At 70.7% G+C, this 12,520-nt stretch carries 9 protein-coding genes; all 9 read left to right on the top strand.

The annotated features are described in order from the left end of the window. Positions 1-246: 246 nt before the first annotated feature. The 9 genes from ACIOMQ_RS13720 (at position 247) to ACIOMQ_RS13680 (ending at position 12,307) form a co-directional block, all read left to right on the top strand. The gene (locus tag ACIOMQ_RS13720; RefSeq protein WP_362193955.1) at positions 247-1,266 is read left to right on the top strand and encodes a rod shape-determining protein; all 1,020 of its coding nucleotides are present in this window, start codon (positions 247-249) and stop codon (positions 1,264-1,266) included. Positions 1,267-1,389: 123 nt separating this feature from the next. Continuing rightward, complete coding sequence (gene mreC, locus ACIOMQ_RS13715) at positions 1,390-2,442, top strand: rod shape-determining protein MreC (protein WP_362193958.1); 1,053 nt, start codon at positions 1,390-1,392, stop codon at positions 2,440-2,442. A gap of 10 nt (positions 2,443-2,452) precedes the next feature. Continuing rightward, on the top strand, positions 2,453-3,115 hold the full coding sequence (mreD, locus tag ACIOMQ_RS13710) for a rod shape-determining protein MreD (protein ID WP_362193961.1): 663 nt from the start codon (positions 2,453-2,455) through the stop codon (positions 3,113-3,115). 61 nt (positions 3,116-3,176) lie between these two features. Further along, positions 3,177-5,342 carry a penicillin-binding protein 2 gene (mrdA, locus tag ACIOMQ_RS13705; protein ID WP_362193964.1) on the top strand — a complete coding sequence of 722 codons (2,166 nt, stop codon included), beginning with the start codon at positions 3,177-3,179 and terminating at the stop codon, positions 5,340-5,342. Next, positions 5,342-6,532: a rod shape-determining protein RodA gene (gene rodA, locus ACIOMQ_RS13700; protein WP_402189006.1), complete on the top strand. Its 1,191-nt coding sequence runs from the start codon at positions 5,342-5,344 to the stop codon at positions 6,530-6,532. Before mrdA ends, rodA begins: the two co-directional genes overlap by 1 nt. Before the next feature lie 96 nt (positions 6,533-6,628). Continuing rightward, positions 6,629-8,146, top strand: coding sequence for a CHAD domain-containing protein (locus tag ACIOMQ_RS13695; RefSeq protein ID WP_402189004.1), 1,518 nt, complete (start codon positions 6,629-6,631; stop codon positions 8,144-8,146). 50 nt (positions 8,147-8,196) lie between these two features. Then, positions 8,197-10,122, top strand: a complete 1,926-nt coding sequence (locus ACIOMQ_RS13690; protein ID WP_401753169.1) for a TIGR03960 family B12-binding radical SAM protein — start codon at positions 8,197-8,199, stop codon at positions 10,120-10,122. A gap of 89 nt (positions 10,123-10,211) precedes the next feature. Beyond that, the gene (locus ACIOMQ_RS13685; RefSeq protein ID WP_401264314.1) at positions 10,212-11,402 is read left to right on the top strand and encodes a hypothetical protein; all 1,191 of its coding nucleotides are present in this window, start codon (positions 10,212-10,214) and stop codon (positions 11,400-11,402) included. 122 nt (positions 11,403-11,524) lie between these two features. After that, positions 11,525-12,307 carry a TIGR03936 family radical SAM-associated protein gene (locus ACIOMQ_RS13680; protein ID WP_362194002.1) on the top strand — a complete coding sequence of 261 codons (783 nt, stop codon included), beginning with the start codon at positions 11,525-11,527 and terminating at the stop codon, positions 12,305-12,307. Positions 12,308-12,520: the final 213 nt, after the last annotated feature.

Genomic DNA, 12,520 nt, shown 5'->3' with positions numbered 1-12,520 from the left:
TAATTCGGTCGCCCTTCGGCATAGGGTTCCGGATCGCGGGAACGCATCACCCCGACGTAACGTCACCATGAGTGGAACGGCCACCCGTTCCGCCCACAAAGGCGAAGGACCCTCGCGCGGTGTCCGTGCACACGGCACTACGATGGAATCTTCCACGCCCGCAGCGCTCACCTCGCCGACCAGAACAAGCCATCATCGCTTTCTCGGAAGGCCCGACGCATCCTCATGGGGAACAAGGGGAACTCAATGTCGTTCATCGGCCGTGACATGGCTATCGACCTCGGGACTGCCAACACGCTGGTGTACGTCAGGGGGCGCGGCATCGTTCTGAACGAGCCGTCCGTCGTGGCCATCAACACCAACACCGGCGGCATCCTGGCGGTCGGCTCCGAGGCCAAGAAGATGATCGGGCGTACACCGGGCAACATCGTTGCCGTACGGCCCCTGAAGGACGGCGTGATCGCCGACTTCGAGATCACCGAGCGGATGCTCCGCTACTTCATCCTGAAAATCCACAAGCGCCGCTACCTGGCCCGCCCGCGCGTCGTCGTCTGCGTGCCCTCCGGCATCACCGGGGTCGAGCGACGCGCCGTCATCGAGGCGTCGACGCAGGCCGGCGCGCGCCAGGTGCACATCATCGAGGAGCCCATGGCGGCCGCCATCGGCTCCGGGCTGCCGGTCCACGAGGCCACCGGCAACATGGTCGTCGACATCGGTGGCGGCACCACCGAGGTCGCGGTCATCTCGCTCGGCGGAATCGTCACTGCCCAGTCGATCCGGGTCGCCGGTGACGAGCTGGACAACGCGATCATCCAGCACATCAAGAAGGAGTACTCGCTCCTCCTCGGTGAGCGCACCGCCGAGCAGATCAAGATCACGATCGGTTCGGCGTACGACCTGGAGAAGGACGAGCACACCGAGATCCGCGGCCGCGACCTGGTCTCCGGGCTGCCCAAGACCGTGGTCGTCTCGGCCGCCGAGGTCCGCAAGGCCATCGAGGAGCCGGTCAACGCGATCGTCGACGCCGTGAAGACCACGCTCGACAAGTGCCCGCCGGAGCTCTCCGGCGACGTCATGGACCGCGGTATCGTCCTCACCGGCGGCGGCGCGCTGCTGCGCGGACTGGACGAGCGGCTGCGCCGCGAGACCGGCATGCCGATCCATATCGCGGAGGACCCGCTGGACTCGGTGGCGCTCGGATCCGGCAAGTGCGTCGAGGAGTTCGAGGCACTCCAGCAGGTGCTGGACGCCCAGCCCCGCCGGTAGCCGGCGGGCCCGGCCCGCGGACGAGAACACCTCGGTCTGCTGCGCGGACCACTGACGCTCCGTACGGCCGATCGTTGATATACAGGCACGAACATTCCGACGAGGAAGGCACGGCCGCCGCACGTGAGGGACACACGAGAGAGCCGGCTGCTCCTGGTGCTGCTGATCGCCATCGCGTTCGCACTGATCACGGTGGACATCCGCGGCGGCGAGGAGTCACCGGTGGACGGCGCCCGGCGGGCTGCCGCCACGGTCTTCGGACCGGTTGAGAACGGCGTCGCGGCAGCCGTCGACCCGGTGGGCAACGCCATAGGAGCGGTACGCGACTCCGGTACACGGCACAACCGGATCGCCGAACTGGAGCAGCAGAACGCCGCGCTCAAGACGAAGCTCGGCAGCGACGACCAGAACCGCAACCGGGTCCGCGAGCTGGACCGGATGCTGAAGAAGTCGGCCGCCGGACAGTACGGCATCAAGGCCGCCGAGGTCATCGCCATAGGAGCGGCCCAGGGCTTCTCCTGGACGGTCACCATCGACGCGGGCTCCCACGACGGCGTCAAGCGCGACATGACCGTCATCAACGGAGACGGGCTGGTCGGCCGGGTCACCACCGTCGGCCCGGACACCGCCACGGTGCTCCTGGCCAACGACCCCGACTTCACCGTCGGCACCCGTATGGAGAAGACCGACGAACTGGGCTTCGCCACCGGCCAGGGCTCCCAGCCGCTGTCGGTCCAGTTCCTCAACGGCAGGGCCAAGGTGAAGAAGGGCGACCGCCTGGTCACCTTCGGCTCCAGCAAGGACAAGCCGTTCGTGCCCGGCGTCCCGGTGGGCGAGGTCGTCCGCGTCGACCCGTCCGGCGGCGGCCTGACCCGTACCGTCTACGTCCGTCCGTACGTCGGGTTCACCAAGCTCGACATCGTCGGCATCGTCGTGCAGGCCCCGCGCGAGGACCCCCGCGACATGGTCCTGCCGAAGGCGCCCGCCAAGCCCGCCAAGCCCAAGCCCACTCCGACCATCACCGTGACGATCTCGCCCAACGGCGACATCGTCGACACCGAGGGCAACGTCGTCGGGAACATCCACGAGAGCCCGGACCCGAGCGGATCCCCGGACCCCAGCAGCAGTCCGGGCGCCACACCGAACGTCGGCACCACGGTAAACGAGCAGAGGTAGAGCTGATCCCATGCGCTTGAACCGGACTCTGCTCTCCGTCGTCCTGGTCGTCGTCGCCCTCGTCGTCCAGGTCTCCGTCCTCGCCCGGCTCCAGCTCCCCGGCGCCGTGCCCGACCTGCTGCTCCTCGTCGTCCTCGCTCTCGCCTTCGTGTACGGGCATGTCAGCGGCGCCCTCATCGGCTTCGGCGCGGGACTCCTCGCCGACCTGGCACCGCCCGCCGACCACGCCGCCGGCCGCTACGCACTGGTCCTCTGCGTCATCGGGTACCTCGCCGGACTCGTCAAGCCGGAGAACGGGCAGCTCAAGTCGGCGGCCGTCCCGATGATCGGGGTCGTCGCCGCGGCGATCGGCTCGACCCTGCTGTACGCGCTCGTCGGCGCGCTCGTCGGGGACACGGCGGCCCGTCACGTGGGCCTCGGCAGCCTGCTGTTCACCGCCGCCGTCTACGACCTGCTCCTCGCGCCGTTCGTCGTGCCGCTGGTCATGGCGGTCGCCAGACGCACGGTGAACGATCCGCTCGCCGACTCGTCCGGCGGCGGCGACGTCGCCGCGGGCTGGCTGGCCTCCGGCACCGGACTGCGGATCGGCAGCCAGCGCGGCGGACTGCGCGTCAAGGCCGCCCGCAACCGCGCGGCACGCGCCGGACGGATCAAGGGGGTCAAGCGACTGTGAGGCCGCACCGCAGCGGGGACACCTCGCGTACCCCCGGCCCGACCACCACCGGGGGCGCCCCGTGACCAACATCCCCGAGACCGGCCGGACCCAACGGGTCCAGATCCGGCTCGTCGTCATCCAGGTCCTCGTCTTCTCCCTGCTGCTCACCCTCGGCGGGCGCCTCTGGTACCTCCAGATCCGCAACGGCCAGGAGTACAGCGACGAGGCGAAGAACAACCACGTCCAGCAGGTCGTCCAGCCCGCCGTCCGCGGCTCCATCCTCGACGCGCGCGGCGTGCCCCTCGCCGACAACGAGACCCGCCTGGTCGTCTCCGCCGACCGCACCAAGCTGATGAAGATGGAGGACGACGGCCAGAGCGTCCTGGCCCGGCTCGCCGGTGTGCTCGGCATGCGGCCCAAGGAAGTCCTCGACAAGGTCCGGCTCTGCGACGCGAAGACTCCGCAGCCGTGCTGGAACGGTTCGCCGTACCAGCCGATCCCGGTCACCGACGAGGCCACCACCCAGCAGGCCCTCCAGATCCGCGAACGCGCCGAGGACTTCCCCGGCATCACCGCGGAGCCCACCGCCGTACGCCGCTACGGCGAACCCGGCAAGGCCAACACCGCCCAGGTACTCGGCTATCTCTCGCCCGTCACCGACGACGAGATCACCAAGGCCCAGCACACCGACTCGCCGTACCTCCGCTCCGACCAGGTCGGCCGCTCCGGCCTGGAGCGCACCTACGACAAGGAACTGCGCGGCAAGGCCGGTGTCACCCGCTACGAGGTCGACAACCTCGGCCGGGTCATCGGCCAGGCGAAGAACGACAAGGCGGAGCCCGGCTCCAGCGTCGTCACCTCCATCGACGCCCGGGTCCAGGCCGTCGCCGAGTACGAGCTCAACGGCGCCATGAAGGCGGCCCGCCAGTCGTTCGACAAGAACACCGGCGAGAACTACAAGGCGGACTCGGGCGCCGTCGTCGTGTTGGAGGCCAAGACCGGCCGGGTCGTCGCGATGGCCTCCCTGCCGAACTACGACCCCAACGCCTGGGTCGGCGGCATCTCCGCCAAGGACTACGCCAAGCTCACCGGCAAGAAGTCCAACTTCCCGCTGCTGAACCGGGCCATCCAGGGCCAGGCCGCCCCCGGCTCGATCTTCAAGGTCATCTCCTCGACCGCGGCGGTCAACGCCGGATACCCCTTCGACGGTCACTACCCCTGCCCCAGCTCGTACAACGTCGGCAGCCAGACCTTCAAGAACTTCGAGTCCCAGGGCTACGGCGACATCACCATCGGCCGTGCCCTCGAAGTCTCCTGCGACACCGTCTACTACGGCATCGCGCACAAGGAGTGGCTGAAGGACGGCGGCATCGACCCGAAGAAGCACCCCAAGGACTGGTTCTACAAGACCGCCCACCAGTTCGGCCTCGGCAAGGAGACCGGCATCGACCTCCCCAACGAGGTCAGCGGCCGCGTCCCCGACCGCGAGTGGAAGAAGAAGTTCTACGAGGCGAACAAGGACGCCTGGTGCAAGCAGGGCAAGAAGGACGGCTCGTACGTCGAGAAGATCGCGTACGAGAACTGCCTGGAGGGCGACAAGATGCGCGCCGGTGACTCCGTCAACTACTCGATCGGCCAGGGCGACACCCTCGTCACCCCGATCCAGATGGCCACCATCTACGCCGCGATCTCCAACGGCGGCACCCTCTACGACCCCACCGTCGGCAAGGCGATCGTCAGCGGCGACGGCAAGAGCGTCGAGGAGATCGCGCCCAAGTCGCACGGCAGGCTGCCCTTCTCGCGCAAGACCCGCAACGAGATCGACGGCGCCCTCGCGGGAGTCGCGACCCGCGGTTCGGCCGCCTGGCGATTCGGCGGCTGGCCGCAGGACAAGATCCCGATGCACGCCAAGACGGGTACGGCCGAGGTCTACGGCAAGCAGACGACCTCCTGGTTCGCCACGTACACCAAGGACTACTCGATCGTCATGACGATCTCTCAGGGCGGTACGGGTTCCGGCGCGTCCGGGCCCGCCGTGCGCAACATCTACAACGCCCTCTACGGCCTCGACGACTCCGGCAAGCAGGACCTGAAGAAGGCGCTGCTGCCCACCCCGCAGAAGTCCCTGCCGAAGATCCAGCAGGACGGCTCGATCGACGCCCCGGACATCAAGCCGTACAACCCGGACCCGCAGAAGTCCCCGGAGGAGCAGACCCTCGCGGCGGCCCTGGGGAGGCGCGACTGATGGCCGGCTTCTCCGTCTCGCGGTACGCCCCCGAGCGCTCCGCCTGGGGCAAACTCGTCGCCCGCGACTCCGTCGTGCGCAAACTCGACTGGCCGCTGCTCGGCTCGGCGATCGCGCTCTCCTTCATCGGCTCGCTGCTGGTCTACTCCGCGACCCGGGGCCGTGACTCGCTCACCCACGGCGACCCGTACTACTTCCTCTTCCGGCACGCCCTCAACACCTGCATCGGCTTCGCCCTGATGGTCGGCACGATCTGGCTCGGCCACCGCACCCTGCGCGGCGCCGTCCCGGTCCTCTACGGCCTTTCGGTGATCCTCGTACTGGCGGTCCTGACCCCGCTCGGGGCCACCGTCAACGGCGCCCACGCCTGGATCATCATCGGCGGCGGGTTCTCGCTCCAGCCGTCCGAGTTCACCAAGATCACCATCATCCTGATCATGGCGATGCTGCTCGCCGAGCGCGTCGACGCGGGCGACCAGCTCCACCCCGACCACCGGACCGTCGCCAAGGCCCTCGGCCTGGCGGCCGTTCCGATGGCCGTCGTCATGGGGATGCCGGACCTCGGCTCCGTGATGGTCATGGTCGTCATCGTGCTCGGTGTGCTCCTCGCCTCCGGCGCGCCGAACCGCTGGATCTTCGGCCTGCTCGGCGCGGGCGTGGCCGGCGCGATCGCCATCTGGCAGCTCGGTCTGCTCGACGAGTACCAGATCGCGCGCTTCGCGGCCTTCGCCAACCCGGCACTCGACCCGGCAGGCGTCGGCTACAACACCAACCAGGCCCGCATCGCGATCGGCTCCGGCGGCCTCACCGGAACGGGCCTCTTCCAGGGCACCCAGACCACCGGCCAGTTCGTCCCCGAGCAGCAGACCGACTTCGTCTTCACCGTCGCGGGCGAGGAACTCGGCTTCCTCGGCGCCGGGCTGATCCTCGTCCTGCTCGGCATCGTCCTGTGGCGCGCCTGCCGGATCGCCCGCGAGACGACCGAGCTGTACGGCACGGTCGTCGCCGCCGGAATCATCGCCTGGTTCGCCTTCCAGGCCTTCGAGAACATCGGGATGACGCTCGGCATCATGCCCGTCGCCGGACTGCCGCTGCCGTTCGTGTCGTACGGAGGGTCCTCGATGTTCGCCGTCTGGGTGGCCGTCGGACTGCTCCAGTCGATCAGGGTGCAGCGGCCGATAAGCGCCTGAGACCGGTACGGAAGGCGCCCGGGACCGGTGCCGAAAGCCCCCTGGGCGGGTGCCGGACCACTGCCCATCCGCGCCCGGCAGGTCTAGATTCGGTTCATGGCGGACTCGAAGCGTGAGATCGAGCGGAAGTACGAAGCCACCGCGGAGACCCGGCTTCCCGACCTGAGCCGGGTCGCCGGGGTCTCGGCCGTCGTCCACCGCGGCGTCGGCGACCTGGACGCCGTCTACTACGACACCGAGGACCTCCGGCTCGCGGGCGGCTCCGTCACCCTGCGCCGCCGCACCGGCGGGAGCGACGCGGGCTGGCACCTCAAGTTCCCGGTCTCCTCCGGTATCCGGGACGAGCTCCGCGAACCGCTCTCCGACACCCTGCCCCGCTCCCTCGCCGCGCTGCTCCGCTCCCGGGTCCGCGAGAGCGGGCTCGTCCCCGTCGTCCGGCTGCGCACCGCCCGTGACGTCCACCACCTGGTCGGCGCCGAGGACGCGCTGCTCGCCGAGGTCGCCGTCGACACCGTGCGGGCCGACCGGCTGACCGGCGGCAGCGGCACGGCCGTCTGGACGGAGATCGAGGTCGAACTCGCCGACGACGGCGACCCCGCATTCCTCGACCTCGTCGAACGACGGCTGCGCAAGGCCGGCATCCGCCCGTCCGCGGCACCGTCCAAACTGGCCAGGGCGCTCGCCGAGACCGCCCCGGAACGGAGCGGGAGCGCCCGCAGGACCGGCCGGCCCACCGCGGGCGACCACGTCCTCGCCTATGTGCGGGAGCAGACCGAGGCGATCGTCGCCCTCGACCCCGCCGTGCGCCGCGGCCTCCCCGACTCCGTGCACCAGATGCGCGTCGCCACCCGCAGACTGCGCAGCGCGCTGCGGACGTACCGGAAGATCCTCGACCGCGACGCCACCGATCCGGTCGGTGGAGAGCTGAAGTGGCTGGCCGCCGAGCTCGGCATCGACCGTGACCAGGAGGTCCTCGACGCCCGGCTGCGCGCCCGCCTCGACGACCTGCCCCGCACCCTGGTCCTCGGCCCCGTCCGGGGCCGGCTCCGGATCTGGTCGGCGGCCCGCCGGGGCGGCTCACGGCGCCGGACCGTCGGCGTACTCGACGAGAAGCGGTACCTGGCCCTCCTGGAGAGCCTCGACGCCCTGCTCGCCGCCCCGCCGCTGCTCCCCGCCGCCTCCCGCGCACCCGACCGGGCACTGCCCCGCGCCGTGCTGAAGGAGTACGAGCGCCTGGCGGCCCGCGCCGGCCACGCCCTGGAGCTCCCGCCCGGCCACGACCGCGACCTCGCTCTGCACGATGCCCGCAAGGCCGCCAAGCGCGCCCGTTACGCGGCGGAGGCGGCCCGGCCCGCGCTCGGGAGGCCGGCCGAGCGCTTCGCCGAACGGATGAAGGCCCTCCAGACCCTCCTCGGCGACCACCAGGACAGCGTGGTGGCCCGCGACGCCCTGCGCACCCTGGCCGTCCAGGCCCACGTGGCGGGGGAGCCGGCGTTCACCTGGGGACTGCTGTACGGGCGGGAGGAGGCGGCCGCCGCCGCCTCGGAACGGGAGCTGCCCGAGGTGTGGAGGCGGGCGTCGCGGCCCCGGCTGCGGGCGGCGCTGGAAGGCTGAGCACCGGGGTACGCTTGATGGTCACCCTTGCCGGCTCTCGAAAGTTCGCGATGTCAGTCGATTCGGTCTTCCCACAGCTCGAAGCCCTGCTCCCGCATGTGCAGAAGCCCATCCAGTATGTCGGCGGTGAGCTGAACTCCACCGTCAAGCCGTGGGACGAGTGCGACGTCCGCTGGGCGTTGATGTACCCGGACGCGTACGAGGTCGGACTCCCCAACCAGGGCGTCATGATCCTGTACGAGGTGCTCAACGAGCGTCCGGGCGTCCTCGCCGAGCGCACCTACAGCGTGTGGCCGGACCTCGAAGAGCTGATGCGCGAGCACCGGGTCCCGCAGTTCACCGTGGACAGCCACCGCCCGGTCAAGGCGTTCGACGTCTTCGGGCTGAGCTTCTCCACCGAGCTCGGCTACACCAACATGCTCACCGCCCTGGACCTCGCGGGCATCCCGCTGGAGGCCCGGGACCGCACCGTCGACGACCCGATCGTGCTGGCCGGCGGCCACGCCGCGTTCAATCCCGAGCCGATCGCCGAGTTCATCGACTGCGCGGTCATCGGCGACGGGGAGCAGGCCGTCCTGGAGATCACCGAGATCATCCGCGCCTGGAAGGCCGAGGGCCGCCCCGGCGGCCGCGAGGAGGTGCTGTTCCGGCTCGCGAAGACCGGTGGCGTCTACGTCCCGGGCTTCTACGACGTCGAGTACCTCCCCGACGGGCGCATCGGCCGCGTCGTCCCCAACAGGTCGGGCGTGCCGTGGCGGGTGTCCAAGCACACCGTGATGGACCTCGACGAGTGGCCGTACCCGAAGCAGCCCCTCGTGCCCCTCGCCGAGACCGTCCACGAGCGGATGTCCGTCGAGATCTTCCGCGGCTGCACCCGCGGCTGCCGTTTCTGCCAGGCCGGCATGATCACGCGCCCCGTGCGGGAGCGAAGCATCACCGGCATCGGCGAGATGGTCGAGAAGGGTCTCAAGGCGACCGGCTTCGAAGAGGTGGGTCTGCTCTCGCTCTCCTCCGCGGACCACACCGAGATCGGTGACATCGCCAAGGGCCTCGCCGACCGCTACACCGAGGACAAGATCGGCCTCTCGCTGCCCTCCACCCGCGTCGACGCGTTCAACGTGGACCTGGCCAACGAGCTGACCCGCAACGGCCGCCGCTCCGGTCTCACCTTCGCCCCCGAGGGCGGCTCCGAGCGCATGCGCAAGGTCATCAACAAGATGGTCTCGGAAGAGGACCTCATCCGCACCGTCGCCACCGCGTACGGCAACGGCTGGCGCCAGGTGAAGCTGTACTTCATGTGCGGTCTGCCCACCGAGACCGACGAGGACGTCCTCCAGATCGGCGACATGGCGGTCAATGTGATCGCCAAGGGCCGCGAGGTCTCCGGGCAGAACGACATCCGCTGCACCGTCTCCATCGGCGGCTTCGTGCCCAAGCCGCACACGCCGTTCCAGTGGGCGCCGCAGCTCGGCGCCGAGGAGACCGACGCCCGGCTCGCCAAGCTCCGCGACAAGATCCGCGGCGACAAGAAGTACGGCCGCTCCATCGGCTTCCGCTACCACGACGGCAAGCCCGGCATCGTCGAGGGACTGCTCTCGCGCGGCGACCGCCGCGTCGGCTCCGTCATCCGCGCGGTCTACGAGTCCGGCGGCCGTTTCGACGGCTGGCGCGAGCACTTCAGCTACGACCGCTGGATGACCGCCGCCGAGAAGACGCTGCCCGGGTACGGCGTGGACGTCGACTGGTACACCACCCGGGAGCGGACCTACGAGGAGGTCCTGCCCTGGGACCACCTGGACTCCGGTCTCGACAAGGACTGGCTCTGGGAGGACTGGCAGGACTCGCTCGACGAGACCGAGGTCGAGGACTGCCGCTGGACCCCGTGCTTCGACTGCGGCGTCTGCCCGCAGATGGACACCAGCATCCAGATCGGCCCGACCGGCAAGAAGCTGCTGCCGCTCTCGGTCGTGAAGTAGGCACCCCGGCTGTGCCCGTCCGGGCGACAGTTCGGTGACGAAGGCCCGGTCCGGGAAACTCCGGACCGGGCCTTCGCGTCATGAACGGCATGGACTACGGCAAGCACGAGGCCCCCGCCCCCTACGAAGCCGGCGAGGGATGCCTGACGACTCTGGTCAGGATCCCGGTACGGATCGTGGTGCTGGTGATCGTCCTGCCCGTGCGGATGGTCTGGGACGCCCTGGTGGCCGCGGCCCGCGCAGCCGACCGCGTCCTGCTGCGCCCGCTGGGCCGGGCCCTGTCCTGGCTGTCCGCGACGCTGGTGGTGATCCCCGCCCGCTGGCTGTACGGGGCGGTGCTCACCCCGCTGGGCCGTGCGCTGCGCCGGCTGGCCGCGGCGGTCTTCGTGTGGCCGTGGGTCGCGCTCTGGCGGTATGGGCTGGTGCCGGCGGTGCGGTACGGGCTCGTGGTGCCGGTGGTGTGGTTGCACGGGGCGGTGCTCACCCCGGCCGGACACGGGCTGCGCTGGGTGTACCGCGCGCTGCTCGCCCCGGCCGGGCGGGGCATCGGGACCGCCGTCGGCTGGGTGCTCACAGCCGTCTTCGTCCGGCCGGTGACCGGACTGTGGCGGTACGTCCTGGTGCCCCTCGCGCTCGCCACCTCCTGGTCGGCCGACCACCTGGTCGTGCGGCCGGTGGCCTGGGCGTACCGGGAACTGCTCACTCCGCTGGGCCGCGGCATCAGCCGGCTGCTCGATCGGCTGGGACGCGGGATCGCGGCCGTCGCGCGCGGTCTGTGGGCGGCGGTGGTGTGGCTGGTCACGAACCTGCTCGTCGCACCGCTCGGCCGCCTCCACCGGTGGGTCCTCGCCCCGGTCGGCCGGGAGATCGCCGCCGCCTTCGGTGTCGCCTGGCGCATCACGGGGTACATCTCGCGGGCCGTGGGCCGGGCCGCCGCCTGGCTGGCGTGGCATCTGGTGGGGGCGCCGGTGACCTGGGTCTACCGCACGGTGTGCACGTCGGTGGGGCACTTCGTGCGCGACGCCGTCTGGGCCCCCGCCGAACGTGCCGCGGTCGAGGCCGGACGCGCGGCCCGAGCGGCGCTGCGCACGGCGCGCGAGACCGTGGCCCAGGCCCGTCGTGACGCCTGGCGGGCACTGGTCGGCGGGCCGAGGGCGTGTGAGCCCCGGGAACCGGGAAGCCCCCTTGCGCGTACTCTGGGTATTACAACGACTGTGCCCAGCGCGGCGCCCGAACCAGAGATCTCCTTGCTCGGAGAGAAAATCGCCGAGCGGGGGTGAGCCGGACCGGACCCCCCGGGCCACCCGCATTTCGAGGGCGGCGTGCCACCGCGTCCGCCCCGCACCGAGGAGAAGAACCACTGGGCAAGCGACAGCCCGAAGGCCCGCCGCCCGCACCGGCGGTGCAGCGCATCAGACTGCGCTACACCAAGCGCGGCCGCCTCCGGTTCACCAGCCACCGCGACTTCCAGCGTGCCTTCGAGCGGGCACTGCGCCGCTCCGAGGTGCCCATGGCGTACTCGGCCGGCTTCACCCCGCACCCGAAGGTGTCGTACGCCAATGCCGCACCCACCGGCACGGGCAGTGAGGCCGAGTTCCTGGAGATCGCCCTCACCGAGGCCCGGGATCCGGCCGTTCTGCGCGAGCTGCTCAACGCCTCGCTGCCGGACGGTCTCGACATCACCGACGCCGTGGAGGCCCGCACCTCGGGTCTCGCCGACCGGCTGACCGCCTCCGTCTGGGAGCTGCGTCTCGACGGCGTCCCCGCCGAGGAGGCCGCCGAGGCGGTGGCCTCCTTCAACGGGGCGCAGACCGTCGAGGTCCAGCGCCGGGCGAAGAACGGCATGCGGACCTTCGACGCCCGCGCCGCCGTGGTCGACCTGCGGGCCCTTGATCCACAGCCTGATAGGCCCGAGGACAAGCCCTGTGCGATACTGCGGCTGGTTGTTCGGCACGTGACACCTGCCGTGCGACCTGACGACGTCCTGTCCGGTCTCCGCGTTGTGGCCGACCTGGCGCCGCCGGTCCCCGCAGCGGTGACCAGGCTGGCGCAGGGGCTCTTCGACGAGGAGTCCGGCACGGTGACCGACCCGCTCGCGCCCGACCGCGAGGCAGCCCCGGCCGCTCCACTCGCGGCCACCGGGACCGCCGTCGCGACGGCGCCGGAAGGTGCAGGTTCCGCGTAAGGCGGTCGTTGCAGCGCAGCCCTCCGACTCGGGAGCCACCTGGGCCGGGCCGCGCGATGACCCATAAGACTTTCGCCAGGCCGTACGCACCTCGCGTAGGGAACCGGCGAGCCAGACATTGAGCTCCCGTGCGGCGCCCGCGCCCCGGACGCCGGTCCCGCGTACCTCACGCGGACCGTGCCGGACCGGAACCAGACGCGGCGCCCGGGAGCC

The sequence above is a fragment of the Streptomyces sp. NPDC087845 genome, from assembly GCF_044742755.1.
Classification (GTDB): Bacteria; Actinomycetota; Actinomycetes; order Streptomycetales; family Streptomycetaceae; genus Streptomyces.
Note: the sequence above shows the minus strand (reverse complement) of the source record. Positions and strands in the feature narration are given on the sequence as shown.

Excerpts from the sequence above, each read along its gene's own strand:
- ACIOMQ_RS13720 (WP_362193955.1), top strand. The coding sequence starts at position 247 with ATGTCGTTCATCGGCCGTGACATGGCTATCGACCTCGGGACTGCCAAC.
- mreD (WP_362193961.1), top strand. The coding sequence starts at position 2,453 with ATGCGCTTGAACCGGACTCTGCTCTCCGTCGTCCTGGTCGTCGTCGCC.
- rodA (WP_402189006.1), top strand. The coding sequence starts at position 5,342 with ATGGCCGGCTTCTCCGTCTCGCGGTACGCCCCCGAGCGCTCCGCCTGG.
- ACIOMQ_RS13695 (WP_402189004.1), top strand. The coding sequence starts at position 6,629 with ATGGCGGACTCGAAGCGTGAGATCGAGCGGAAGTACGAAGCCACCGCG.
- ACIOMQ_RS13690 (WP_401753169.1), top strand. The coding sequence starts at position 8,197 with ATGTCAGTCGATTCGGTCTTCCCACAGCTCGAAGCCCTGCTCCCGCAT.
- ACIOMQ_RS13685 (WP_401264314.1), top strand. The coding sequence starts at position 10,212 with ATGGACTACGGCAAGCACGAGGCCCCCGCCCCCTACGAAGCCGGCGAG.